Source organism: Heyndrickxia coagulans 36D1, assembly GCF_000169195.2.
Classification (GTDB): Bacteria; Bacillota; Bacilli; order Bacillales; family Bacillaceae_C; genus Weizmannia; species Weizmannia faecalis.
The window spans coordinates 1,973,036-1,999,586 of the sequence record NC_016023.1 but is presented as its reverse complement, the minus strand read 5'-3'; the positions used below and the strand labels follow the sequence as shown (position 1 = coordinate 1,999,586).

Genomic DNA, 26,551 nt, shown 5'->3' with positions numbered 1-26,551 from the left:
CAAACCGCTTTCAAAATGACTGTGATTTCGATTTTCCTGGCTGTCATTTTACCCGTTGGAATGGGCGGGCCTTTTTTGCCTCGTAACATTACTGGATGATCTGGCTTGCGGCTTTTTTGTCATTTGGCATCCACTTTTTCCCGCTTGCCGCCGTGTACGGAAAAATCATGCTGCCGCTCGCTGTTCTTTGTTCGGCAAACGTGATCGCCGGCATGCTGCTCCCAAACGTCCCTTTCACCATTTCTTATGCGGATTTTGCAGCTATGGGATTTTCGGCATCATCATATTGTATTCCAAAGACGACCACCCATTTTCTTTACATGGTTCCGGACGTCCGATTTTCGGCACCATCTTATCGCGTTCCAAAAACCCGGTTGCCATGAAAAAAACGGTCTCAGAAACTTTAAGAGCAGAAAAAAGTGCTGAACGTACAAAAAAAGCGGCGATACATCCTATTATCAGGGAATCGCCGCTTCTTCTTATAAAAGCCGTAATTTTTTGTCATAGGAATGGCAGAAAAATTCCGGGTCATCAGCAACAGTTGAACGACTTATGATCGGTTTTCCAGGTAAAACTTGACCTCCAATGCCACGGGTTGTTCCGGTTTTACAAGGATCAGCCCTTCTTGCGTGTTCAGCGCTTCGTTTTTCGCGACCCATGGTTCAATGCAGACGAAAGGCGCATCCCCTTCCACCCAAACGACAGTGTAACGGAAATGTTCGTCTGCTTCTATAGCGAGATCCTTTGTGGCATGGAAAGCCGCCCTTACTGAACCACCTTCAAATATCACGGATTCTTTTAGTCCCGCCATCTCCAGTTTTCCAGTTAATGGCTTTTCCTTGTGGTCATTGTAATCGAAATAGGTTGTTGCAGTTGTCTCCAGTGCCAGCGCTTTATCCCGGATGGCAAAGTACGGATGGAACCCCGGGCAAATCGGCATTGGCTCTGTTGACCGGTTTGTGACTTTCTGCTGGATTGTGACTTTGCCGCCCGCTAAGCGATACGTTAACTGCATTTCGAAATCAAACGGATAAGAAACACGCGTCTCCGGTGTACTATGGAAAACCAAAGTGATCTCCGCATGATCCGTGCCGCATGATTGGCCTGCCACTTCTAAAGGGCGCGTCCGGACAAGCCCATGGTTGGCCATTTGATACACACGGCCTTCCCATTCATACTGCTTGCCCCTAAGCTGCCCTGCTATTGGGAACAGAACCGGAATCCCGCCGCGGACATTTTTATCAAGATCAAACAGCGTTTCCTCATTCATATACAACAAATCTACATCGGCGATATGAATGGCTGTGACCATTCCGCCCCGTTCAGGGCAGACTTCCACAAAATCCCCTTCCCCCTTCAAGCGGAAAAAGTGCATGCCTTGCCGGTCAAATTCTTCTATGCTATACATGATTATCCCTCAATTTGTTAAATTTTGAACATCTGTTTTATTATACCATGGATGATTGATCAAAATGCGGACAGTAAAACGAGTGGCTTCTTGTTACAGTTAACAGCGAGAGAAAGGTCGTTTTTTAATGGGACTAATCATGGTTGACGAGCGCAAAATTCACTCACTTTTTGCGGTTGAACCGTGCGATCCCGAATAAAGTATGCCTTTGGGCCCACCCGCTCCCAGTTCTCTCCGCTGTCTACTACCTTCTCGACCTTGTCTGTCTCTCCAGTAAAAGCCCGTCCCGTTTTTTCAATTTATATACGAATGTGCTTTCTTACATTTCCAAATCCACCATGAAATAGACCAAATCTTGCGTTCTTGTTCTTTTCTCATTTACTATTTTAGCTCACTCTTTCCGCCGTACAGTGGACTCCATTTCCTTGACCACTTTGTTTCGTGTACTGTCTCATTCTGGTCGAAAGGAACCACTTCCCACTTCAATCTTCGGGCAGATTTGCTACAATAAAAGTATAGAAATGAGGGAACGGAATGATCGAACAACCCGTGCTGGATTATTTAAATGCATACATTTTGAGAAAAGGGGAGCAACTCCGCTTAGATGGCGTCTCAAAGGAAACATTTATCGATATCCCCATTGTAAAAGTAACAAAGCGAACGTACCGGACGGTCGGCATTCTTACAATCGGAGCCCGAAAGCCGGACGGAGACAGCAAAAGCAAAGCCGGGGCACAACTGGAGAAGCTGCACTTAACGCCAAGAAAAAAACTCACACTTCATGAAGACGAGCCTCAAACTTTGAAGTGGCTTGATGAAGGGTGGATTGTAAAAGAAGTCCGGCTGAAGACAGACGGAAAAACCGTGGACAGCCAGTGTTACCGGATGGGATATACCTATTACCGGTTTTTGGAAGAACAAAAGCTAATGGAGCACCAGACGCGTCAAGATGAATTGATGACGCTTAAAAATACTTTCGAACAAATCGATATTACATCTGCCGAAACCGCTGTAAAATCAACGATCTATGAGCGCATTAGGGAACGTTTTTTATCAGTCTGCCGTCCGGATGCTTTGATCCAATCGGAATTATTCGAAAAGGCATGGCCGGATCAAAAGCGCATCAAGTTCCTTGCCTTTTTAGCCGCCATCATCCAGATAAGCACTGTACAAGACCGGTTTGACTGGAAAGAGATCGGTGCTTCTTATTATAAAAAGATCGGCGGTTCTAAAGTGTTTGACCGGAACAAATCCGATTTTCTGGATCTTTTTGAAGCTTGGGCGGGTTATCCGGCTGAAGCACTCGGAATGGTGAGCCTTGGCAACCTCACCCCGGTCTATTTTTCAGGACAGGTAACAGGGACATATTCATCCTATCATTACGGCCCGGTTCATGCCGTGACGAACTTATCCCTTTATGAAGACAGCCATTCATCAGAAGCCGAAACATTATGGATTGTGGAAAACCGCGCTATTTTAACAAGAATTGCTGCGGAAAAAGACTTTTTGAAGGACATGCGGGTTTTACTAGTATGCTGCGACGGCCATGTCCGCTCTGCCCATCGGCACTTTATTGAACAGATTCTCCGGAATTCCCCGCCAAAGCAGGTAATCATCTGGACGGACTATGATCCGGACGGTTTCAGAATTGCCCGCGAAGTTTTTGAAATTGTAAAAGAAACCCCTGTTGTGAAGTGGATCGGCCCTGCCGGCGAAATCTTAAACAGCTGGACGCAATACGCCGGACAAATGTCCGCATTCCTTGAAACAAGGCGAATGGAACAAGAAGAGCAGACAGGAGATGTGATGCTGTGGAAAACATGGATCGCCCACTAATATCAATCTTCCAGGAACAGGCGGATTCTCCTGCTGTGCTGCAATCTATGCGGGATATTGCCACTTTATCGGGCGTCTTAAGTGAAATGGGCTCACAACGCGTCTTTGATTCACCAGCCGAGATTTTACGTTTTCTGAGAATTCTTCAGCTCTTAAATGAAGAAGCGCTCGGCATCGGAGATCGCATTCCCAATTCGGATACACTGTACTACCGGTATCAAAACCGTTTTCCTGACGCAGATCCTCCGTCAAAGAAAAAAGTGGCGCATATTGTCAATGTGCTTGTGAATAACAACTGGCTGTCGAAACAGACAACCGGTCTGAAAATGCGGGATCTGGGAAAGCGGATGATGGATGTACTCATCCGCCTCGCCAATGACTCACTCGCTTATTATCTGGAAGATGACATTGGCCGTTCCCTTTTCCAGGCGCGCCGTGATGCAGAATTGAGCGAGGCATACGATGATCATGGCATTTCAGGCGGAAACAAAATCGCAAGCCTGATCCGCAATGTAGAAAACACAATTCTTATGCTAAAGGAACGCGAATTAGAGCTGCTTGCCGACCGGAATGCCCTGCCGCAATTACAAAAAATCCACGATTTAATGGCTGAATTGCAGGAAAAATTGAGCGAGCGGTTCCGCATGTTTGAAACAATGGATGAAAGCCTGATTTTAACAGACCTGATGCAGCGCGGAACAACAGCGATGTCTGAAGGAACAAACTTAAGTTTAGGCATGATCAACAAATACCTGAAGTTTACAACAATGCAGAAAACACCTTTATCCAGCAGTATCCAGCCGGACCTTGTTCGCCAATTTATCATTTCCATGTTTGACCCGCCCATTGATTCTGACATTCCGAATGCATACCAAATGTTCAGCTTTATGGAGCAGGGCCAGTATGAAGACGAAGCGATGGACGGGATTTGGATTCCGGTTAAATTTGCATCCCCGATTTCGGGAAGCGGGATTTCCGAAGCCATTGACTATCTTGAAAATTACGAGCCCGTCACCGAACCTTTAAGCGAGAAAGAAGAAACAATCGAATACGCAGCAGAGGAAGGCTCAAAAGACGAGATGGACGAACTGCTGGGGAACTCAAACTGGATGCTGACCAAGTCCATGATCCAGACGGAAAAGATTGAAAACTACTTGGAAAAAATACACAAGGCTTCTATGGAACAGGCGGTCATTGAAGCCACTTCCGGCGAATGGAGCGACGCAGTCAATGCGTTAACTGCACTTGCCGCTCTTGTGGCGAACAAAAAAATTGATATCCAGCCGGACCCGGGTGACACCGAAACAAAGACTTATGAAAAAACGTGGGAATGGATGAATCAACAGGACGCCAAACAAGTGATTACAAAACGAAAGCAAGGTGAACCAATTGATCAAGGATGATTTTTCGGAACGGGTGTTCGATAATGCCTCTCCTTTGAATGCAATGGCTGCTTTGAGAGGCATTCTCTCAGAAGAAGAGGAACTTGCGTTTATGAATCTGTTATTCTCTTCCTCCGCTTCCATTCGCGGGGCAAACTTCGGCCTTTCCAGAAAGGAAGTGGAAAAACAGTTGAAAATCCAGAACGATAACGATGCATTTTTCTCCTTTCTCACCCGCGTTAACCAGGCAGTCAGCCGTTATTTTCAAGTGATCTATGACGAGAGGCGCGATCAGGTTGTGGTCATGATGCGTGTCCCTGCCCGGGCAGCACGAAACACCTTGTCCAAAGAAAGCCTCGCCCTTTTGCTCTATATGTTTTATCAACAAGAAGTGTTGCAGCATGAATTTTCTTTATTCGGCCAGTTGCTGGAAGCTTTAGGGCATGAAACGAAGAAAGCAAACCAGCGTATTCAGTTGAGCCTTGACCAGCTCAAGAAAATCGGCGCCATTGAAGAATATGAGGATACCCATTCCGATCATAAAGCCTATCAACTGACCGCAATCGGTGTACATATGTTTTCAGACTCATTTTTACGGCGCACAGCCGAGTTCAGCCAGTCCAACAAACTGAACAAAGAGGAAGTATTAAAGTTTTTCAAACGCTATAACTTATATCAAGAAGGAGATGCCGAATGATTCCTTACCGCCTCAAATTTGCCGGTATCCGGGACTTCGAACCGACTTTGATGGATCTGAGCGGAGACGAGCACATTATGATCACAGGCCCGAACGGTTCCGGGAAATCGACAATCAGCTTTTGCATGGGCGCTGTCCTTTATTCTTCAAAAGTGGACGTTGAAGGCCTGAAATCCAGAAACCTGCGTCCCGATCAAGTATGGCGGGCGCACATTTCCCTGTTGTTCCGAAATGCAGGACAAATGAAAATTGACGAACCGGAATTTATCGAATTCACGCTGCATATTGAACAAGAACCGGGACAGCCGATTAAAAAAGAATTTATCGTTGAAAAAGGCGAGACAATCGATGAATGGCAGGGAAAAACAACTTATACATCGGGCGATCAGTACCATAATTTTTCCGCCTATAAAAAGGCATTGCAATACCGCTATAAAATTGATTCTGACCTTTTTTACCTGATCTGGTACCAGCAGGAAGTCAACCAATTCGCCGTTATGCATCCTGAGGAACGCTTCCGTATTTTCAGCGAAATGCATGGCATTGACCAGGCCCGGAAAAACTGGGAAGAAAGCATGGAGAAGGTGAAGGAAACAGAGGAGACGCTTTTGGCTGCTGAAAATCATGTAAAGCTGAATAAACAGAATCTAGGTATTTTAAAAACAGCGCTTGATGTTTTTTTAGACAACCAGAGAAGATTAAAAGAGGGCGCGGAAAAAGCGATCCATTCCCTCCTTCATCTTGAACTGTTCTACCAGAAAGAAATTGAAACCGTGAATTCCGTTATTGAGGATTTAAGCGAGCAGCTGGATGATTTCAGAGATCAATATGCCTCCTCCTCTACTCAAAAGGAAGAACAGGAAGAGGCAATCAAGTCCCTGGCTACCACGCTGGAGAAACGGGAAGAAGCGTTAAAAGCGCTTGAGCAGCGGATCAAAGTGGAATACACCCGGCTAAAATCCATTACGGACGAGAAAAACGGCCTTGAAGAAGAACTGGAAAGCCTGACAGAGAAACAGAAGACCATTTCCCGGACGGAAGAAGAAGCCCGCTCGGCACAAGCTGAGTTATTAAAGGAACTGAAACATACTGAACAAAAGAAAAGCGAAATTGACTATTCCGTTCAGGAAATCAATCACAAGCTGAATGAGTTGTCAGAAGAACTCGGTAAGCTGCACTATTTCATTGAAGAAGCCGAACGGTTGGAAAAAATCCATCTCGAAAAGCTGGAACAGTTCCACAGCAGCCACCACGTCCAGACGACGATTGATCAACTGGGCAAAGCGATCCATCAAAATGGAGACCTCCTGCACGAAACCAATGCCGCTATCAAGCAGCTCCGGAAAGAGGAGCTTTCATTAAAAGAGGATCGCAATGTTTCACAACGCCAGCAGCAATCTCTTGATTATTTCCGTACGATCGGCATAGCCGCCTATCCGCTCAGGGAACTGCTGGAATTGGATAGCGCAGCCAAGCTGAAAGACGAGAATCGCTTTAATGCCATTAAATATGCCGTGTTCTTTAACGGCAAACATGCACAACCGCCGAATGATCTGTACCACGTGCCGCTCATGGATATCGTACCGGATACATTCGAAGAACATGTTCCGGAACTCCATTTAAAAATTAAAGCCGGCTTGACTGAAGAACAAATTCGTTTTGCCGCCAAAGCCCTGTATTGGACAAAGCAGTTTTTTACCGGAACTAAACCCCGTATAGAAAACGGCTTTTTAATCGATCAAAGCGGGATCCGGGGGCCACAGGAAAAAGCAGGCTACATTCTCAGCCAAAGAGCAAGGCAGATCCGGCTTCAGCAAGTGCAGCAAGAATTGGGGCAACTGGAAAGCAAAGCGAAAATGCTGGAACAAAAAATCCAGTCTGATACCGAACAGTTCCAGTTTTTAAACAGTGAGATTCAAAAAGTTAAAGAAGCAGAAGCATTCATGACCCAAAAACATGAACGCGCGCAGAAAAAGCAGAAACTTGCAGAAGCAACCGCGGCACAGAGCCGTTTTAGACAGGAATTAATACAATTGGATCAGCGAAGAAATCATATTGTTGAAAAGCAGACAGAGTTCAATCATGAATTAAAACAGGTTGTACAGGAGCTGGAGTTTTACAGAGAACTCGGAAAACGAAAAGAAAAGTTTGATCAGCTTCGTGAAATCGCCCGGCAGGAAAAAGAAAAAAGGAAAGAAATCAAAACCTTAAATGCATCCCGCGAAGAACTGGAATTCCAATTGGATGAGCAGGAAAGCCGGATCAAGAATCAAGAGCGGAAATTGCGTGCAATCATCAACCGCCTGGAAGACATTAACCGGAATATCGACAGCACCCTGCTGCAGCAAAACCGGAAAAAAGAACGGCTGGAAACTTGCCAGGCAGAACTCGTGATAGTAATGCAGCAACTCCAGGAAATACAAAACCTGGTGCCCGATTTATACGCCGTATTTAGCAGCAGTTTTGAAAGGCTGGCTGAGCTTTCAGAAACAACGCTTAAAACACAACTCAGCAATGCCATGATCACCTTTGACAACGCAAGGCATCAGGAAGGCATTGACCCTGCCGCAGAAGACAATTATAAAAAGGCAAAAGAAGAATATGAAAGGCTGGAAAAAGAATACCAGGAGTCAAAAATCCTGTTGGAGCACAACAAACAAAGAACAGCAGCATTAAAAGAAAATCTGGAAACAACCATCAATATGCGCGTTCTCGAGATCAACAAACGATTTGCCGTGTACATGGCCGCTTTCCAGTTTCAGGGTGAAATCAGCTGGGCGCAGCGGGAAGATAAAAACAGGCGCACCCATTTTGATCTGTATATCAAAGCACGAAAAGAAGGGCACCGCGGCACAATGGAAGATGTCAGTGTAAAAGCGCGCGGTGGCAGAGTTGGCAAAGGTGTATCCGGCGGCGAGGAATCTCTCAGCTCCCTGCTGTTTGCCCTTGCCTTGCTGCAAAACCTGGAAACAACCCCCGGCTTTATCGTACTCGACGAATTCGACAGCGCCCTGGATGAACAAAGAAAATCAAAAGTGTTTGACCTGTACGTCGAACAGCTGCACCGAAAACTGATCATCCTAACACCAAAATCACACGAAGATGAATACATCAACCGGTTCAAAAAAGCTTTTGTCGTCCAGCATGACCCGGCGATCCCGAAGAGCAAGGTGACGGGGATACGGTTGAAGTGATCGGCTATCTAATAAGGAAAGGGGAACGCAACCTGAGCAGTTACGCTTCCCTTTAGGGATTTTCGATAAACTTCAGGTAGTGCCAGGCACGTGAAACATATTTAAGCGGCAGCAAGCCCTATGTGAAGAAAGCACGGTAAATTGACGGCCTTCCTTCACATAGCGCCCGCCTACGTTAAGAAAGCACGGAAAATTGACTCCCTTCCATCACATAGCGCCCGCCTACGTTAAGGAAGCATGGAAAATTGATGGGCTTCCTTCACATAGAACGCGTCTATGTTAAGAAAGCGCGGAAATACGATGGCCTTCCCTCACATAGGGCGCGTCTATGTTAAGAAAGCGCGGAAAATTGACGGTCTTCCTTCACGTAGAGCCCGCCTACGTTTAGAAAGCACGGAAAATTGACGGTCTTCCTTTACATAGCGCCCGTCTATGTTAAGAAAGCACGGAAAAATGAAGGTCTTCCTTCACATAGCGCCCGTCTATGTTAAGAAAGCACGGAAAATCGACGGCCTTCCTTCACATAGAACGCGTCTATGTTAAGAAAGCACGGAAAATCGACGGCCTTCCTTCACATAGAACGCGTCTATGTTAAGAAAGCAAGCAAAAATAAAGGTCTTCCTTCACATAGCGCCCATTAACGTTGCGTATGGGCTTCTTTTTGCCTTTCTTTGCGGAGAGCTTATGAAAAGCCAAGACATTGATCCGGTTTACAAAAGTCTTGGCAGCCTCGGCAAGAACTAAAATCTAAGCATTCACCCAATCTATTAGATGCAAAAAAAACAGGGAGAATCCGCCGCTCCCTGCTATCTTAAAATCATATCAAACGCCTGTCCCAATGGCGGTCAGCTGCAATTGCCTTCACAAATTCTTCTGTAAATTGCCGGGGATCTTCTCCCGTGACCACTCCCGCTTGGTTTAACAGATTTCCTTTTTCCAGGAACACAACGCCGTCAAAAGTGGCGCCAATGGTTTTATAATGCATAAAAGCTTCATGAATAAATTGCGCGGCATTTTTTTCAAATGCAGGCGTTGACCCTTGCCCACCTGCTGCATAAATTGCATCAAACAAAACAGAACTGCTTGTCAGGAATGTTTCTGTTGCCTCAAAAACAGCCCCGTCTGTACCTTTTAAATCACCTAATTTATCACTGATGATGACGGGCAGGACGCCTGAAGCCTGCAAGCCCTTCACGACTGCCGCCACTTTAGGCCCATTAAATTGGTTTCCGAGAATCACACCGACTTTACGTGTGTCAGGAAGCATGACCGTGTTCAGCATGCTGAGCGCCGGAGAAGACTTTTCCAGTTTTGTATCCTCTGCTTTTTCGGGCGGATTTACGCCAATTGCATTTGCGATCGAATTCGCAAGATTAGTGCTGACATTGGCAAACATATCGACTGCCTTTTGCTTGATCGACTTGCTTTTTACTTTGCCAAGTTCAAAGCTGAAGGCCTGGATAATATGCTGTTTCTCCGGTTCCCCCATGCTGTTCCAAAACAGGATGGCTTGTGAAAAGTGATCCTCGAAACTCTTGCTGCGGTTTCGCACTTTACGGCCTTCCACTTTTTCCTGGTAATGTTCATAACCGCCCTCCTGTACGCTGGAAACAGACGGCGTATTATTTGCAAGCGAATTCCTATGATAGCTGACCTGGCCGACATTGATTGTTTGGCGGCCATACCCGTCGCGCTGGTTATTATGGAAAGGGCACACCGGCCGGTTAATCGGAAGCTCATGGAAGTTCGGCCCGCCCAGGCGGATCAGCTGCGTATCCGTGTATGAGAACAAGCGGCCCTGCAGCAGCGGGTCATTGGTAAAATCAATTCCCGGTACCACATTGCCTGGATGGAAGGCAACTTGCTCAGTTTCGGCAAAAACATTATCGACATTGCGGTTTAACGTCATTTTTCCGATGATTTTCACCGGGATCTCTTCCTCCGGCCAGATTTTTGTCGGGTCGAGGATATCAAAGTCAAAAGCAAATTCATCTTCCTCCGGAATCATCTGGACACCGAGCTCCCATTCCGGATAATTCCCCATCTCAATGGCTTTGTACAAATCGCGGCGGTGAAAATCCGGGTCCTTCCCGGCAATTTTTTGGGCTTCGTCCCATACCAGCGAATGGACACCAAGCTTTGGTTTCCAATGGAATTTAACAAAGCGGGCCTTTCCTTCTTCGTTTACAAACCGGAATGTATGGACGCCAAAACCCTCCATCATCCGGAAGCTTCTCGGAATCGCCCTGTCCGACATATGCCACATTACCATATGGGCAGATTCCTGGTTGTTCACAACGAAATCCCAAAACGTATCATGTGCCGTTTGGGCCTGCGGAATTTCGTTATGGGGCTCAGGTTTAAAGGAATGCACCAAATCCGGGAATTTAATGGCATCCTGGATAAAGAAAACCGGAATATTGTTTCCGACAAGGTCATAGTTTCCTTCTTCCGTGTAAAACTTTACTGCAAATCCGCGCACATCCCGGACGGTATCCGCCGACCCCCGCGAACCGGCAACTGTCGAAAAGCGCACAAAAATAGGCGTCTTTACAGCAGGATCCTGCAAAAATTTCGCTTTTGTATAAGGTTTCATGGATTCGTAAACCTGAAATTCGCCGTGTGCAGCATAACCTCTTGCATGGACAACGCGTTCAGGAATCCGTTCATGGTCAAAGTGGGTAATTTTTTCACGAAAATGGAAATCCTCCATCAAAGTCGGGCCGCGTTCGCCCGCTTTCAGAGAAAATTCATCTTCTGAAAGTTTTAACCCTTCGTTTGTCGTCATTGGTTTTCCTTCATCAATGGAGCGAAACTGTTCCAGTTGGCGATCCTTCTCATTTTGGCCCGGTTTCCGTTCACTACTCATTCATATCTGCCTCCACTCTTTGCATTGGATCATCACTCCTCATTCATTTCGTACCCTGCAAAAAAGGAAGGCAAACCGCAAATCGTTATTACGCCTCTTCGTGTTAGCGGAGCCCACCAGCTTTCACGCCCGTGTTCCATTCAGCAATCACATTTACAACTGATCCTTTGGCGTTTTCGCTCGCTCCCTGTCCCCCGGAAAATTTCCGGATGACGGCCGGCCTTCATTTCCAATTCGTTCCTTCGGGGGGCTATCAAAATCTTTTCATTAGATCACCTAATGAGGAATGGGTTATATTTGGTGGATATTCCAATTAGACGATCTATTTGGCAGTAAATGAAAATTTTAGGCACAGATTGAGAGTAAAAATAAAAAATCACTTACAAAATATTTCATAAGTGATTCATGTGGATATCTAATATGTGTAATATTAAACAGGAAAGTCTTTGACGATTTCATAGTCAACAATAGGAGGAATACGATCTGCCAACATTAGATCTTTTAACATCATTATCCGAATAGATACATCAGCGTCGTAAAAGATCTCTCCATCAACCGGCAGTTTTTCGTATGGAACATTTATAATTTTTAACTTTTTATTGTCTATAGTCCATTCAACCGTTCTTTTCAGTTGGGTAGTGGGTCTCATTTTTTTATACCCTCCTTGTTTCTAACGAGAATAAGGTTTTTCATTGAAATCATCAACACACCCTTGATAGAGGCTTCAACCAATTAATTGAAGATAAAAACCAAGCAAAAATTTTGGTCAGGACGGTCATGTAAGAAATATTGTATGGCAAACGCATCTGACCTCTCTGGTGAGATGCGTTTTTCAGGTTATTCAACTTATTTTTTCTCATAATAAATAATATACGAACCGAGTGTGCTTTTTACTTGTTTAACCTTCAATATTACCGTTTCCCCTTTTTTGACATCAGGATTATCATTTGATACAAAGTTCAAATGTTTTCCGGCTTCAATATTGTAACCGAATACGCTATTGGGCACAATTTTGTTCACTTTAACTGAAACAGTTTTCCCTTCTACGTTTTCCCCCTTATTGAGAGCAGTTTCAAACTGTTTTGTGGTGAAATCCACTTTTGTTTTTCCACATCCAACTAATGCGAGCGCAAGAATTAGAGAACAGCTTAATAATACAAATAATTTTTTCAATATAACTCCTCCTTCTTTCATCATATCAATATTTTATAATTTTTTATGTTTTATGTAAATATAAGATATTAAAACCGAATCCAGGTCTTCCCAATGAAAATGCAAATGACAGCGAAAGTATATTGTACATCAATTCATTGTTGTTACTATAAACAGCTGATTTGATCCGGACTTCGGGATTCCGAATGCATTTGCCTCATACCAAGTTACTACGCTTCTAAGCAAATGTTGATCTTTAACGCCGATTTGTTCCCCTGCTGCATTCATTGCAGCAACCTCTCTCGCATTAAGATATATGGCTCCTTTATCGTTTTGCCAGCCCTTTAAAGGTTTCATCGTATTTACTTACCAATGTTCCCAAAATTGACGACGTTCCCACAACGCTGGATAATAAAAGCAAACCATTTACGAATATTGAGAATGAAATCTGATTCAAAAAGGCTGTTCATGTCATGAAGGAAGAGGATAAATGATTGGTAGCAGGCTTCCAAGGCTGAGCGATGAGCGGTTAAAAAATCAAAGTGTTGATAATTTACAAGTTAATGATTTTAGGTAAGGAGATAAAAATCTATGGAGAAGAAAGATATTAATTTTCTCGAAAAGTTACTTTATAAGACAGATAAGAGCTGTGTAATCAGTCAGTTAGCAAACATAAACAACTCTTTATTACTTCATTACTTTGCTGCAAATTATAATTGGAATAATGGATTTGATATCCCAACGGTTATTCTAGAGAATGAGAATTGTGATTTAGGAACAGGTTTACTAATGTTTTATTTTGCAGACGGATATCGTATGTTAGAAAATCCAGATGAATTTTCAAGTTCTTCATTAAAGGAATGGAAGTCCTTTTTGAATAAGATTTATAATAAACTTATTAATTTTGAATTTAAGTATCAAAATATTTCTTTCAATCCTGAGCTAACAAAAATTCAAAAGTATAAGTTGAAAAATAACCATCCAGATATTCCTGATATGCTCATTAACAAATCACCAGGAAAAGTGGTTGATATTCCTAAAATATAAAGTGATTGATTAGAGCCGTTAAATGCCTTTCAAGGTTTTTGTTTTTCTGCTGCCCCTGTATCCCACTAGAAATAGCACAATATTTCGACAAAACGCTTGATCACTAGCGGGGGGAGTACCATGATGGGTGTAAGGTTGAAAAATAACCATTCCGGAAATCTCCATCGAAAGACCTATTTTATTTCCTTAATTTGGTAGTTTTTACTAAAAAAGATTCAAATTTGCCCCCAAGTAAGTGTATTTTTCTTCTATCCCCTCCTTCTATTCACCTATATGCCGCCATTCACCAAATTGACAACGTTTCCGTAACCTTGGATAATAAAACCAAAATATTACGAAATCCGGGGGTAAACATGAGTATCATTTCGCTCTTGAATTTTCAACGCTCACAAAACCAGGAAGAATTGGAACGCCTGAAAAAAAGCAAACAGGCACTGCTAGAATCGAAGCACGCACTGGCGGAGAAAGAAAAGCACGCTCTTCAGCCCGCTCTGTCCGCCTCAACTTGGGAGGGGCAGTTGGCGAAGCAGTTCCAGTTAGTCCGAAAAAACGAACTGCTTGAAAGCTTTAACGCAACGGAAAAGCAAATCAATACGGCCCTTCAACTGCTAGACGAAAAAATCAGTAAGCTTACCACCCAAAACAACCAAATTGAAACAGCCATTCGAGCCGAAATGGTAAAAATGTACAAAAAAGGGGTGTGAAGATGGAAGTCAAAATCCAATTCGGATCAGTTGAAAAGTCGCTTGCAAAAATCCACTCACAAGCACAAAACCTGGACATTTCAATGGATGGCATGGGTTCGTACCCTTTATCTTCCCTTCAGCAGCTTGCCTATTTGAATCAGAAACTGGAGGGCCTGCTCACTGCATATCAGGCCGTTACTTCAAAAAATGAAGCCGCAGCGCAAAAAGCCGTTCATGCCATGAAAGAATACGATGAACAATTGGAAAAAGGCTTTGAAGGCCGGGCGATGAGCAGGTGAAGCCATGAAAACCCTTGATGTCGAAGCGTTTGAACAAGTCGCCCCGGACACACAAAGGGCATTAAAGGAGAAATCCGATCAAATTTCGGACCTCCAGCAGGCAATCGACTCTTTTGTAAACATGGAGGATGCGTTTAAAGGCAAGGCCGGGAATGCGATACGCGGCTATTTTCGGGATTTTCACCAGCCTTTTCTCTTGTATCTGCAGTCGTTTTTAGCCGACTACAACGAGCAACTGAACCAGATTCTTAAAGATTTGTCATATTTTGAACCAGATCTGAAAGGTTATATTGAGGAAGCTTTTATCCAGAATAGTGTCATCCCCGCACTGAAAAAGCTGGAGAGCGCCATTGGCTATTTGCTGGAAGATGCCAATAAAGCAATGCGGGAAGTTTCAGATCTTGTTGAACTGCCAAAACTGGACATTGATGAAAAACTGCATCCAATCCAGAAAGCGCGTAAAAAAGCAAACAAGACGCTTGAACAGCTGTATGATTTTGACACAAAAGCCACCCGTTCGCTTGAGGCTTTAGACCAGGACATAGACACGATGATAAAGTTTGTCCGGCAAATGGAATCGATGGCGGGTGATGGTTCGTTTGATATTGCCACTTACCACCCGACCGAAGCCTATCGCAGTTTGGAAGGCGGGCTCATTCAGAAAACCGGCTTGAAACCAGTTCAAACCATTGACGGCAAGGACTTTGAAGGTCACCTGTCCGTCAAGTTCCATCGCTATGAAGACGGGGTCATAGTGATGGAATACCGTAAGCCCGGCAGCAAGCAGCCCCATTATGAACTGGTGGATGAAATCCCAAAACAAGCCATTCCAGGTTCAGAAAACCCGGACGATCCACTCCTGCTTGACATTTGGAAGGGATTTTATGATGGTGCCGGAAAAGCTATCGGTGACACGATCAATGGTCTCCTATCATTAGGTAAGTCCGCTTTAGATCGTAATACTTATTCTTCAATTGGAAAGAAAGCTGTTGATTATGGAAACAAGCTCAAATCTTCTCCAATTGCAACGTTGAACAGCACCGCACATAAAACGATCGATATGGCAAAGTATATGGGGCAGGCCGTCCAAAATGCTTTTGAACGGGATGTCATCCACGGCGATGCCAAAAGCCGGACGGAATTTTTCACATACGGGCTAACTTCTATCGGAATCTCGCTTATTGGCGACAAAGGCCTCAGCAAACTGGGCACAGCTACGAAAGCTGTCAAGGCCGGGAAGCTGGCAGAAAAGGCTGAGAAGCTGAAAGTCAATACAGGGTTTGTTCCTGCATTGGAAGCAGCTGGAACCGGGAAAACAAAGATTCCATATAATGCCATGGATGAATTGGGGATAAGAATTCAGAAGGCAACAAAAGAAAAATGGGCAGAAAATACCAAAGCTCAGCCTGAAAAAGTCATCAATGCTCTATCCAATTTTCAAAGTAGGAAGATAACATTTGGAAATCAACAATTCATACTAGATAAAAAAGGGATAAAGCATATTTTAGAAAGACACCATCCTAAATATTGGAACGGATCTATTAAAAAGAGCCAAACGTTTCTTCACAAAAATTTATCTCTAGAAGATATATCAAGTATTGTACAAGGAGTAATGCAACAAAATCGAAAAATCTTAATAGAACGTGGAACAGTCGGTTCCTATCAAATATCTGGAACGGTAAATGGAATTGAATATATAATAGGAATAAAAAACGGAAGAATTGGACAATTATATCCAAAGTAGGTGAGTTCATGTTAAAAATTAATACATTTATCAAAAAACCTAATCTTGAAATAAACAATTTGGAAGATATGCTAGAAAATCCAAATAAATATTTCATAAGAGTTGACAATGAAACAGAAATTAAAAATCTCTCCCAAGAGATAGATTTCGATTATATAAATGGCGCTATTACAATTCAATATTATGATCAATTCATAATGGATTTCAGCTTGTGGGATTTAGTTGATCAATTATGGAGCTATTTTATTAAGTTAGTAGAAGACGTATTACAAACTGGGTATGGTACTACTTTTTTTCCTGACCAGCCAGTTAAAATTGAAATGAAGAATATCTCACAGGATATGGTGCTATTTAGATTGGCAGAGGGAGAAATCATCAGTGTAGCATTGCCCAGACAAGAATTCTTAATTACGATATTAAAGAGCGCTCATATGTTTTTCAATAAATTAATGTCATCCTTTGATGGAAATGTAAATTATAGTTATGAAATCAATAAAATAAAAGAAATTCAGGAACAATTACAACATTGATTATATAAGTACATGAGTGATGTTCATTATAATTTAATTGTACCTTATATGCATTTAAATCCATGTCAAATTGCTTTACTCTGAATTATTCATATCCAGAATAGCGTCATCCCCGCCCTCAAAAAACTGGAGAACGCCATTGGCTATTTGTTGGAAGACGCAAATAAGTATTTTTCATCAATTTCCAGTTTGGGCAATTCAACAAGATCCGAAATCATCATGGTGTCTATGTCTTGGTCTAAAGCTTCGAGGGAGCGGGTAACTGTTATATCAAAAGTCATACAATTGTTCAAGCGTACTGTTTGCTTTTTTGCGCGCTTTTTTGATCGAATAAAGCAGGTTCACCAGCAAATACACTATTAAAAGGTGAAAAACAATGAGCTATGAATTTATTAAGGCAAATCAAGAAAATAGTTTTTATCCAGTGACTGAAAACGAAATAAAAGTGGTTGAGAAGGAACTTGATTTAAAATTTCCTAAGGAGTTAGTTAATTTTTATTTAGAGGTTGGCTACGGATTTATTAAAGGTTCAGAGTTTAATGTTAATCGTATGATGGATCCATATTCAGTAAGGGATTTTCGATTAAGAGTTAATGATTTTGAGTTTTATCCCGACATAGAAATCTATGATGAATTTGAGAATAACAAACTAATATTTTTTGAGGGCAGTGAATCAGCTTTAATGTCAATAGAATTGAATGAAAATAGTAGAAGTGCAGTTTACTATTATGATATTCAAATTGCGACTTCTCTTGAAGAATTTTTAAAAAGGATCGGAGAAGATGATAAATATTATTTGGAGTTACTAGCTGATTAAAGCACGATAATAAAACATACCTTGAATCGTTTTCGCCTTTCAAGGTTTTTTTTAATAGATAAAGATGAACTGCTAAGGAGAATTCCTAAATGAATAAAGAGGAATTAATCTATTTTATTCAGGAAAACATGGAATCTGATGACTTTACTGGAGGAGTAGATGAAAAACAAATTGAATATGTCCAGAATACCCTAGAAGTACAATTGCCTGAAAGTTATAAGTGGGGCTTGCTGAACGAATCAGATTCTGTCAGATACAAGCCAAATTACGGTTATTAAAATATAAAATAGTGTTGTGCAAAAATTTCAAAAAAAGAACCCTGAGCTTCCGCTCCAGATTCATTATAAGGAATTGAAGGGCTACTACTGTTTCACTGGTCTCCTGAAGGCGTGCTCGAATAAGGCCTAGCCCATACTTGCGCTTGCCTTCGCCAAATTTGCTTTCAACGGCATTACGTTCGGAGGCATCCTGCCTTGCCACGCGTTCTAAGGTTTTGTCTTCCGTTTTGGATGGGCGTCCCAACCTTGGCCCACTCAGACGAATGCCAAGAGATTTACAGTATGCTAGGTTGTGACGGTTTCGGTAGATTTTATCTGCTAAAATCGCTTCTGGATAAAATCCGAACCGGTTGTAGTAGTTCTCAATAGATTCTCTAAGGGTGATCCCTTCATTGTAATTTTCCCAGTCGAGTTGCTCAATCAAGGCATAGCCATCTACAACGCTAATGGCGACTTTTGAGCCGAATTCCACGTTCGCTTTTGCCTTGCCACGCACAATTGGACGGACATGCGGCTGTGAAATGCTCACAATCCGGTGGTCAATCCGATGTGTTTTCTTTTTGTACATTTCTGCCTGTTGGCGGTAAAGTTCATGAATCACGAGGAGTTGTCGATATTCATCTTTGCTCAAAAGAGACAGGGAGCTTTGGGAAATGAGATTTCCAATGATCTCCAGATTCCGTTTCACATATCCAAGTTGTTTGCCGACAGCTTTCCGGATTTTCCGGGCTCCAGCTTTGCGTTGCTTAGCGACAGAAAGATAGTCCCTGCGGGCTCTTTTTCTGTAGGTCCGTGGCTTTCGTAATTTTCCTTTGTGCGGTTCATGCAGTACATCAATGATGTGTTCCAGTTTCTCACGGGCTTCGTTCAAAAGCCCCAGGTCAGTAGGGTAAGCAATATCAGCCGGTGCACAGGTTGCGTCCAGAATGAGCTTTCCTTTGTTCTTCGTTTTAGGAGAAGCCGATCCAGTTGAATTCTCTTCCGAAGCAGGACCGGAAGGTTGATGATCACCACTACTATGATCGTCATCATCATGGTGATCATCATCGTTGTCATTTTCCTTAGATGCTTCTTCCGATTGGCGTTCTTGTTCTTCCAGAACAATCCATTCATTCAGTTCATTGATGATGTTTGCACCCAAACGTTTTCTAAAACGAGTCATCAGAGAATGATCGAATGGGGCTTTTTCCTGGAATTCAGGCAACCCGATAAAATACTGAAGATACGGGTTTTCCGTGATCTGTTCGACTGTTTCTCGGTCAGATAGCCCAAGCCGTTCTTTGATATAGAGAGCCCCAAGAGCAACTCTGACAGAATAAGCCTTTTCACCTTTGAATTTTTTCTTGAAGGACTTGGCATACTTTTCTTCAGCCTTCCACCAAGGGATTAATTCAGCAAGACGGACCCAGCGATTTTCTTTATTTAATTTTCCACCGAATGGTAGAAAAAAATCTTCTACAAAAGTTAATTGATGTTCGGTCTTTTTGTACATCGTAACGGCCTCCAAGTGCAAGGTTTTTTATACGTTTCCTATAAAATCCTTACACTTTATATTCGACAAAAGTGGCCAAAATCCTTGTCAAATCTGGAATTTTTGTTTATTCAGCAAGCCCTAAGTGGTTTTTAACTAATTACGGCTCTGGTGGATTATTTGGTGTTGATATTTTAGGAGTGGCTAAGTCAAATATAGCTTCTGTTGTTATTGAAACAAAGAATTATAGGGATTTAGGAATGAGTAATAATTTGGTAGTTATTGAAGATATCGGAGAATATGCTTATTGTTTAGATACTAGTAATATGGAGAATAATGAATGTCCAGTAATAGCGTGGAATAGACAAGGTAGACTCGATGACTTTAACACAGCAAAGAATTTTTATGAGTTCTTATCACAAAGGTTGTTGGAGGCAAAAGAAGCATGGGAAGAGGATTTTTAAGACAGATAAAATGAACCATTGCTTATTTGCCGCCAATGCCGCAATGCGGGAAGTTTCAGATCTTGTTGTTGAACTGGCCCAAACTGGATATTGATGAAAAACTGCATCCAATCCAAAAAGCGTGGAAAAAACAAACAGGATGCTTGAACAGCTGCATGGCTTTGACACATAAGCCGCCCTGTCCCTCGGAGCTTTCGATCAAGACCTGGATACGATGATGAAGTTCGCCCGGCAAATGGAATCGATGGCGGGTGACGGCTCGTTTAATTTTGCCACTTACAACCCGAAGCAGTTTGGAAGGCGAGCTCATTCAGAAAGCCGGCGTAAAACCGGTTCAAACCGTGGACGGCAAGGACTTTGAATGTCACCTGTCCGTCAAGTTCCATCACAATGTTCAAGAAGGGTTTCCTGCAGTCCGTATGCTAAAGCTAATTTAGAGATATAGGGGTTAAAGGGCGACCATTATTATGATTTTAAAAAAGCAAATGAAGAGGATTAAAAAGTACCCCAGCAGGAGATACTTGGCATCATGTAGAAGATGGAAAGACAATGATGTGGATTCCAAGTGATATTCATTCAGCAGTTAGACATACAGGTGGTGCCTCATTAATCAAAAAAGGCTCAGACCAGAGGAAAATTAACGAAGGTGTTCTATGATGAATATCGTTTCAAATAACGGATTTAATAAAAAAAATCTCATTACCTTTTCACAAAAAGTTGGTTATAAGTTGCCAGAGGATTATATTGAATTTTTACAAAAATATAATGGTGGCTATATTAAAAATAGTTACAGCACTTATTATCATTGCGGCAAACATAAATTTATTTTAACATCTATGTTCGGTTTAGGAACAAAGGATGACTTACTGAACCAGTTTGAATTATATAAAAATAGAATTCCAAATACTTATATTCCTATAGGCAGGGATGCAGGAGGAAACCTTGTATGTTTAAATCTTTCAAAAGAGAAATATGGATACGTTTATTTTTGGGATCATGAAGAAGAGAATAAATACGAAAAGGGGAAAATAGCGATAACTGATCTATATTTGATTGCAGAATCGTTCAATGAGTTTCTAAATTCCGTAGCAGAAGATAGCACTACAAAACTAGAATTAGATGGATATGAAGTGAAGAAGGTTTGGATCGACCCAGGCTTTTTAAAGGAGTTAAATAACAAATCAAGCAAGTGAGTTTCCCAACTGTCACCCTGGCATGGGAGGGCCTGCGAATGACGAAAGTATGATAGGCAGAAAAATAATTGAAGTTACAGACCCCCAAATCAATATGGCGTATGCCGTGCAATTGTGGGAATTGAAGGTAACAATCTAAAGAAAGGAATAGAGTTCACGTAACAGAAGCAACAAAAGAAGCTTACAATAATAGTAAACTGATAATGGTGTGAAAATACAAATGAGGATAGATCCTCATTTTAACATTAAAATATATTAGAGAAGTGTAAAAGTGAAATACAAAATTATAATTATCATTCACAAAGCCGGGGCGAAACCGGTTCAAACCGTGGACGGCAAGGACTTTGAAGGTCACTTTTCCGTCAAGTTCCCTCGCTATGAAGACGGTGTCCTTGTGATGGAATACCGCAAGCCCGGCAGCAAACAGCCCAATTATGAACTGGTCGATGAAATCCCAAAAGAAGCCATTCCTGGTTCAGAAAGCCCGGATAACCTGCTTTGCTTATGATGGTGCCGGAAAGCTCTCGGTGAAACGATCAATGGTCTCCTATCAGCAGAAATTTTATATAAAATTATAGTAAAAAATACTTTTATACTTTAACGAACTATATAGGGGATGAATAAAATGGAAACACAAAAAATGGACCGAATTTACGGAGAAATTGCTAATAAATTGGTGGCGATGATACCAGAAGAATGGAAGAAAATATATCTATATGTTGAAATTGGACATGGGTATAAAATAATGTTTTTTTATTATTATCCATTAGCCGATAAGGAACCGGTATATAGTCTTGACATTCCTGATAAATTCATCATTGATGAGGAAAAATTCAATGATTTAGAAAATGATTTGCTCAATCTTTTTTCAGCGTTACAATCCGAATTTGCAGCTCAACACCAAGAAAAATGGACCAATTTAACCTATATGTTGGATAACACGGGTGCAATGAATGTGAAACTCGGATACCAAGACCTTTCCCAAATTGATCCTGTTGAAAAACAGGAACAATGGGAAGCAACATATTTAAAATGAATTTATACGTTCCGTTTATACGAGAAAAGGTGCTGAACCAAAACCGTCTTTCCTTTTCTATTGTTCCCACACTCACTATACTACCGTTACAGGAGTAAGTGCGGCAGTATTTAAAATTTCGATGCATTGCATAAAGACCATCTAGAAGTTATAGATAAAAATGTTAAAGTAAAATATATTTTTAAATTCGGATGGAACTTTAATGCTAAAAAAGCATTTGGACGAATTGTTAAAGGGTGGAGATCATAAATGGTGGAGAAATTAGCAGAATTACTACGTGTATTAGAAAATATTCATTCAAATGTAAATGTTTTAACCAAAGAGGACTTTAACGAACAGTACGATAACCTGAAAGATTTTCAAGCCTTAATCAAAGAATTAGAGAAAGTAATAAGCGATTTTAAAAAAGTTAATCCTAACGATGAGAACAAGGTAGAACAATATTTACTAGAGTTTCATAGAATTTTAACAACCTTTGAGTGGCACTTTTCGGAAATCAGCGATATAAATACAAAAATACTAAAGAATTACAAAGATAGAATTGAAGGTAATACTAAAGAAATTTAACTTCCGAATACCTCGGCAATGAATATGCCAGATGGACATTTATGGCGGTCATAAATGTATCACTGGTGGAAAATCGGGATCCAAAACAAAGTTGAGGAAATGGCGCATTATCGTGAAATGCAAATGGGGCGCATCCATGCATGGAATACCTCTTCATTCGCTTTTGATGAACTCGGTAAATAATCCGAAAAGGTAGGTTCACTGCTCAAGAGGCAAGGTAGCTGTTGATATTAGAGGTGCAATGTACCTTTTTATGATGTCTGTACAACTTCATTCGATTTTTAAGCATGTATTATAAACAAACTATCTCAATCAATAGCAATGCACGCCCCATTTACAAACCTTTTTATTGTTGTACCTCTATATCCCTAAGCCTCCTTCTTTTCAATCTCTCCAAAGTATGATGTTGCAATGTTGTCCAGCTGTTCAGCAATGTTTCCAAAGGCAGTATTTAAATCCAGCGTTTTTACACTCATTTTATTTCCACTCATCATGAAGTCGGCGTTTGGCACAATGGTTTCTTCGGTTCGGGCATACAACAGCATACCCGCGACATTGCCGGTGTTGCCGACATCCTGATTCTTTACATAGGTAAAAATCTGATACAGGTTGTTGGAATGAAATGTCCTGCTGCCATACCTGCTCTGAACTTGCATGGTATGCGCATAGTACTTTGTATCGATGATCAGTACTTTGCTGCATGATTTTAGTACAATGTCTGTCTGCATAGTAGGAAGGAAATCAGTCGCCCCCGTATCAATGTTCCATGCGATCTGTGGAGCAGCTGCCCGCAAACTCGGATAATGATAGCGGTAATATTCCAGCACAAATTTCTCAAATAGACGTGACATGTGCTGCTCATCCAAGAAATTGGCCATTTTGAACTTGCCTTTGTCTGTGGAGAGCAGTAAGCCATCTAAAACAAAATAGCAGATGTTCAGGAGCATTTTATAGCTTTGATTGTTTTTCTGAAACCGCAGGATGTTCCATTTTATGCGCGTTGGCTCAATCATATCCACACTGTCAAAATGTAGCATCACTTTTTTCAAGGCTGTTCTCCGTTTAACGTTTACAGATGGCTGCTGCATGAGTATGACAGAGGTGGTTTTCAGGATTTGGTTAAATACATTATTTTCGGACAGCTCATCATATTCGCAGGAGAGCTTTTGCTTCCGCTGCAGTTTATGATGGATGGTCCCATGAATGTCCAGTTTACCGCGTAACACGGAAAGGTCATCACAATGTGAAACATATTCCTTATACAAGCCCTGTTTTAGTTGTCGGGCGATCCCTTTAGTAAGGATGGCAGCAAATAGATCTTGGATATGCTCAAACCTTTCTGACCCTATTTCATCGTAGTTTGATCGTTTCAGCACACGAAAGGCGTAAGAGAGCATATAATAGATGTTTCTGATTAGAATGCCTTTATCTTTCATCATTGAAAACACCGCGCAATATATTTTCCCAACGCTGCAATTTGTCCGGCTCATCAAACCAGTATTCATGCAGCATCGGAAGAATATCAAATTCGACCACTTCCTTCAACCACTCATCCGTACATTCAGCCTGTCCGCAAAAATAACTGTGGCCAATGCGGAAACCTGGTCCAAGTGAACTGTCGGCAGCAATTTCCTGATTCAATTCCTTGATGCGTTCAATTAAAGTGTTGAACGTGTCATGATCCAATGCAGACTGGTAGGATTGAAACCCAGCAGAATGAAATCCCGGCTCAATTTCAAAAAAGCTGAAACGGCGGCGCAAAGCATAATCGATCATTGCAAGGCTACGGTCGGCGGTATTCATCATCCCGATCAGGTACAGATTCTTTGGAACGGTGAACGGCAAACCGTTATAAGCAAGCGTTGCCTTTGTGCCACGATAATCTTTTTCAATCAACATAAGCAATTCACCGAATATTTTACTCATGTTGCCGCGATTGATTTCATCGATGATAAAAAAGAACGGTTGATCAGGCATGTTCGCTGCCTTTTGACAAAACTTATAGAAAATGCCGTATTGTAATTGAAACCCTTCCTCCTTAGGTTTATATCCCATCATGAAATCCTCATAGGAGTAGTTCTGGTGAAACTGAATCAATTCAATGCGGCTGTCGTCTTTTAATCCCATCATTGCATAAGCAAGCCGCTTAGCTGTAAAGGTCTTGCCAACACCCGGAGCTCCCTGCAAAATGAGATTCTTTTTATGCTTCAGCAGAGAGGTAAGCGTTTCGTAACGTTCTTCAGTCATATATACCTCTTCCAAAAATTGATCTTTGGAATAAGCTTCCATGTTTTCTTTCGACATAATCGGGTTTTCCTCGCGAATAATGTCTTCAATAAAGTCATATTCTTCCTTCGTCAGCTTGAAAAGACTGCCCTGTGGATTCTGGAAATATTCCATTTTTTCCAGCTCAGGGCAATTTTTCAATGTTGCATAATCGATCGGTGTGACAAGCCCTTCTGTTTTTTCAAAATAAAGATATTCTCCATCACTTTCTTCCAGCACTTTCGCAAGTGCTACCACCTGTTTCACCGGGTAAGATTCATATCCAATAATAAGGTCGCCAGCCTTCGCATCCAAGAAGTTTTGAAAAATGCGGCGTTTGTTGCCATTTTCATTATACAGTGTATATCGCTGCGTCTCGCCGATGTCGATATCCGAGAAACGCCAAATTTTAGGATTAGCATTGAGCCACCAGTAACCCTGCTTCTCTTTACCTTGGCTGATTTTAGCTTGTGGCTCCTTTTCATACAAAGGAATTTCAGAAAGGTCAAACTGATCCAGCGCTTTGCTCAATTCATCACGAAGTTTCCACATATAATTACCTGCCATTCCTTTGTCTGCATGCTTTCCAACATATAAAATCGGCCACCATTTTGCATTATCGTTATGAGAAGTCATCAAAGGACATCCCGTCGTCTCGGCAACACGCTTTGCAAGAGCAGAAGATCCACTATTATAATAGTTCGAGTTATTCCCGTATTTTTCTGAAAGCTGCTTACAAGTGGCCATGCCGCCACAGTCTTTTATGCGCTTCATGATTTTTAGACTTTTTGTGTTAAACACACGTTTATCTGCAAGCAGTGCAAGCCATTCCTCCGTTGTAATTTTTGGGCTATAGTCCATTGGAAACCACTCGGCATGATCTTCAGTAGACTTTTTTGTATAAAAACGGCTGATATAAAAGCCAAGATCCATCGTCAATGTCTTCAGCGCTTTATCCGGGTAGCAACGATCCGTAAGTACGGATTGCAGCATTTGGACCAATTCCTCATCCTTTTTCAAGTGCTCGCAAATTTCATTGTAAAGGTGAAATTCCCCTACGAGATTGCGAGAAGAAGCACCTTTTTTTGGAATAAAATCGCTGTCAAGCACTTTTGCCACAGCCCGACATTCCGAGTACTTGTAAATATAATATTTATCCGGATAACGGAGCCAAAGGTATGTGCTAATGGAATTCAGCGTTTGATAATGCTGCCTCCATGTGCCTTGATCATATTTTACACGCATTGTTTCTGCATCAGACTGGAATTTTTCAACTCGTTCCGCAAAATTCTTGGACTCATCATACAGATTGATAAACATGGCTCTTGTCGCTTCTTCATCTGCCACAGCAAACTCATGAATCATTCTTCTTGGGTAGTTGTTCACGGAAGTGAGCAGATTATTGGTTTTGTCTGTTGCTTTCGTGAACATCTCAGCAAAGTCAGAAGCATTGATATCCCAATGATCCTGAAAATGCTGGACCGCTTCCCATTTATATTTTTCATTTTCCCAGTGCGTTGGAAAGTTTTGTTTATATGCTGCGATCACCGCTGCTAACGAATTTTTGTTGATCATAAGCCATTTCACCTAATTTTTCATTATATCTTAAACATGGT

At 41.9% G+C, this 26,551-nt stretch carries 26 protein-coding genes; 19 read left to right on the top strand and 7 right to left on the bottom strand.

Going from position 1 to position 26,551, the window contains the following annotated elements; translation table 11 throughout:
- The first annotated feature begins 95 nt into the window (after positions 1-95).
- Positions 96-383 carry a DUF6609 family protein gene (locus BCOA_RS35685; protein WP_367616782.1) on the top strand — a complete coding sequence of 96 codons (288 nt, stop codon included), beginning with the start codon at positions 96-98 and terminating at the stop codon, positions 381-383.
- Positions 384-550: 167 nt separating this feature from the next.
- On the opposite strand, the gene BCOA_RS26625 is transcribed toward BCOA_RS35685, so the two are convergent.
- Entirely contained in the window at positions 551-1,408 is an 858-nt protein-coding gene (locus tag BCOA_RS26625; RefSeq protein ID WP_014097110.1) for an aldose epimerase family protein, read from the bottom strand.
- Between the two features lie 534 nt (positions 1,409-1,942).
- Between BCOA_RS26625 and BCOA_RS26620 the strand changes: the two genes are divergently transcribed.
- From BCOA_RS26620 to BCOA_RS26605, 4 genes are read left to right on the top strand one after another with little or no spacing between them, the layout of a single operon-like run.
- A complete protein-coding gene (locus tag BCOA_RS26620; RefSeq protein ID WP_014097109.1) occupies positions 1,943-3,244 on the top strand; it encodes a DUF2399 domain-containing protein in 1,302 nt (433 codons plus the stop codon).
- Positions 3,220-4,647: a hypothetical protein gene (locus BCOA_RS26615; protein WP_014097108.1), complete on the top strand. Its 1,428-nt coding sequence runs from the start codon at positions 3,220-3,222 to the stop codon at positions 4,645-4,647. The genes BCOA_RS26620 and BCOA_RS26615 overlap by 25 nt, the downstream gene beginning before the upstream one ends.
- Entirely contained in the window at positions 4,634-5,323 is a 690-nt protein-coding gene (locus tag BCOA_RS26610; RefSeq protein WP_014097107.1) for a hypothetical protein, read from the top strand. Before BCOA_RS26615 ends, BCOA_RS26610 begins: the two co-directional genes overlap by 14 nt.
- Complete coding sequence (locus tag BCOA_RS26605; protein ID WP_014097106.1) at positions 5,320-8,517, top strand: SMC domain-containing protein; 3,198 nt, start codon at positions 5,320-5,322, stop codon at positions 8,515-8,517. Before BCOA_RS26610 ends, BCOA_RS26605 begins: the two co-directional genes overlap by 4 nt.
- Before the next feature lie 817 nt (positions 8,518-9,334).
- On the opposite strand, the gene BCOA_RS26600 is transcribed toward BCOA_RS26605, so the two are convergent.
- The 3 genes from BCOA_RS26600 to BCOA_RS26590 form a co-directional block, all read right to left on the bottom strand.
- The gene (locus BCOA_RS26600; RefSeq protein WP_014097105.1) at positions 9,335-11,386 is read right to left on the bottom strand and encodes a catalase; all 2,052 of its coding nucleotides are present in this window, start codon (positions 11,384-11,386) and stop codon (positions 9,335-9,337) included.
- A gap of 430 nt (positions 11,387-11,816) precedes the next feature.
- Positions 11,817-12,035, bottom strand: a complete 219-nt coding sequence (locus BCOA_RS26595) for a hypothetical protein (RefSeq protein ID WP_014097104.1) — start codon at positions 12,033-12,035, stop codon at positions 11,817-11,819.
- A gap of 197 nt (positions 12,036-12,232) precedes the next feature.
- Positions 12,233-12,559 carry a hypothetical protein gene (locus BCOA_RS26590; RefSeq protein WP_014097103.1) on the bottom strand — a complete coding sequence of 109 codons (327 nt, stop codon included), beginning with the start codon at positions 12,557-12,559 and terminating at the stop codon, positions 12,233-12,235.
- Positions 12,560-13,129: 570 nt separating this feature from the next.
- Between BCOA_RS26590 and BCOA_RS26580 the strand changes: the two genes are divergently transcribed.
- The 7 genes from BCOA_RS26580 to BCOA_RS26550 all read left to right on the top strand — a co-directional run bounded on the left by BCOA_RS26580 (position 13,130) and on the right by BCOA_RS26550 (position 17,939).
- Positions 13,130-13,585 (top strand): DUF4274 domain-containing protein, encoded by a 456-nt coding sequence (locus BCOA_RS26580; RefSeq protein ID WP_014097101.1) that lies wholly within the window; start codon positions 13,130-13,132, stop codon positions 13,583-13,585.
- A 353-nt stretch (positions 13,586-13,938) separates the two neighbouring features.
- Complete coding sequence (locus BCOA_RS26575; protein ID WP_014097100.1) at positions 13,939-14,289, top strand: YwqH-like family protein; 351 nt, start codon at positions 13,939-13,941, stop codon at positions 14,287-14,289.
- Positions 14,290-14,291: 2 nt separating this feature from the next.
- Positions 14,292-14,570 carry a DUF5344 family protein gene (locus tag BCOA_RS26570; protein ID WP_014097099.1) on the top strand — a complete coding sequence of 93 codons (279 nt, stop codon included), beginning with the start codon at positions 14,292-14,294 and terminating at the stop codon, positions 14,568-14,570.
- Positions 14,571-14,574: 4 nt separating this feature from the next.
- Positions 14,575-16,314 carry an LXG domain-containing protein gene (locus tag BCOA_RS26565; RefSeq protein WP_014097098.1) on the top strand — a complete coding sequence of 580 codons (1,740 nt, stop codon included), beginning with the start codon at positions 14,575-14,577 and terminating at the stop codon, positions 16,312-16,314.
- 8 nt (positions 16,315-16,322) lie between these two features.
- On the top strand, positions 16,323-16,844 hold the full coding sequence (locus BCOA_RS26560) for a hypothetical protein (protein WP_014097097.1): 522 nt from the start codon (positions 16,323-16,325) through the stop codon (positions 16,842-16,844).
- Between the two features lie 376 nt (positions 16,845-17,220).
- Positions 17,221-17,661, top strand: a complete 441-nt coding sequence (locus BCOA_RS26555) for an SMI1/KNR4 family protein (RefSeq protein WP_014097096.1) — start codon at positions 17,221-17,223, stop codon at positions 17,659-17,661.
- Positions 17,662-17,750: 89 nt separating this feature from the next.
- Positions 17,751-17,939: a hypothetical protein gene (locus BCOA_RS26550; protein ID WP_014097095.1), complete on the top strand. Its 189-nt coding sequence runs from the start codon at positions 17,751-17,753 to the stop codon at positions 17,937-17,939.
- Here BCOA_RS26550 and BCOA_RS26545 read toward each other — a convergent pair.
- A complete protein-coding gene (locus BCOA_RS26545; RefSeq protein WP_014097094.1) occupies positions 17,911-19,431 on the bottom strand; it encodes an IS5-like element ISBco3 family transposase in 1,521 nt (506 codons plus the stop codon). The two genes, BCOA_RS26550 and BCOA_RS26545, sit on opposite strands and share 29 nt — an antisense overlap.
- Before the next feature lie 71 nt (positions 19,432-19,502).
- Between BCOA_RS26545 and BCOA_RS26540 the strand changes: the two genes are divergently transcribed.
- The 7 genes from BCOA_RS26540 (at position 19,503) to BCOA_RS35580 (ending at position 22,853) form a co-directional block, all read left to right on the top strand.
- Positions 19,503-19,874, top strand: a complete 372-nt coding sequence (locus BCOA_RS26540; protein ID WP_017551151.1) for an SMI1/KNR4 family protein — start codon at positions 19,503-19,505, stop codon at positions 19,872-19,874.
- Between the two features lie 549 nt (positions 19,875-20,423).
- On the top strand, positions 20,424-20,531 hold the full coding sequence (locus BCOA_RS35680; protein ID WP_080564920.1) for an HNH endonuclease: 108 nt from the start codon (positions 20,424-20,426) through the stop codon (positions 20,529-20,531).
- Entirely contained in the window at positions 20,528-21,067 is a 540-nt protein-coding gene (locus tag BCOA_RS26535) for an SMI1/KNR4 family protein (protein ID WP_014097093.1), read from the top strand. The genes BCOA_RS35680 and BCOA_RS26535 overlap by 4 nt, the downstream gene beginning before the upstream one ends.
- 271 nt (positions 21,068-21,338) lie before the next feature.
- Positions 21,339-21,575 (top strand): hypothetical protein, encoded by a 237-nt coding sequence (locus BCOA_RS26530; protein WP_014097092.1) that lies wholly within the window; start codon positions 21,339-21,341, stop codon positions 21,573-21,575.
- A 117-nt stretch (positions 21,576-21,692) separates the two neighbouring features.
- The gene (locus BCOA_RS26525) at positions 21,693-22,103 is read left to right on the top strand and encodes an immunity protein YezG family protein (RefSeq protein WP_014097091.1); all 411 of its coding nucleotides are present in this window, start codon (positions 21,693-21,695) and stop codon (positions 22,101-22,103) included.
- A gap of 249 nt (positions 22,104-22,352) precedes the next feature.
- Positions 22,353-22,670 (top strand): hypothetical protein, encoded by a 318-nt coding sequence (locus tag BCOA_RS26520; protein ID WP_014097090.1) that lies wholly within the window; start codon positions 22,353-22,355, stop codon positions 22,668-22,670.
- A gap of 54 nt (positions 22,671-22,724) precedes the next feature.
- The gene (locus BCOA_RS35580) at positions 22,725-22,853 is read left to right on the top strand and encodes a hypothetical protein (protein ID WP_014097089.1); all 129 of its coding nucleotides are present in this window, start codon (positions 22,725-22,727) and stop codon (positions 22,851-22,853) included.
- 185 nt (positions 22,854-23,038) lie between these two features.
- Here BCOA_RS35580 and mcrC read toward each other — a convergent pair whose 3' ends face one another.
- Together mcrC and BCOA_RS26510 are read right to left on the bottom strand one after the other, a co-directional pair.
- Positions 23,039-24,109 carry a 5-methylcytosine-specific restriction endonuclease system specificity protein McrC gene (gene mcrC, locus BCOA_RS26515; RefSeq protein ID WP_014097088.1) on the bottom strand — a complete coding sequence of 357 codons (1,071 nt, stop codon included), beginning with the start codon at positions 24,107-24,109 and terminating at the stop codon, positions 23,039-23,041.
- Positions 24,096-26,510 (bottom strand): AAA family ATPase, encoded by a 2,415-nt coding sequence (locus tag BCOA_RS26510; RefSeq protein WP_014097087.1) that lies wholly within the window; start codon positions 26,508-26,510, stop codon positions 24,096-24,098. Before BCOA_RS26510 ends, mcrC begins: the two co-directional genes overlap by 14 nt.
- Positions 26,511-26,551: the final 41 nt, after the last annotated feature.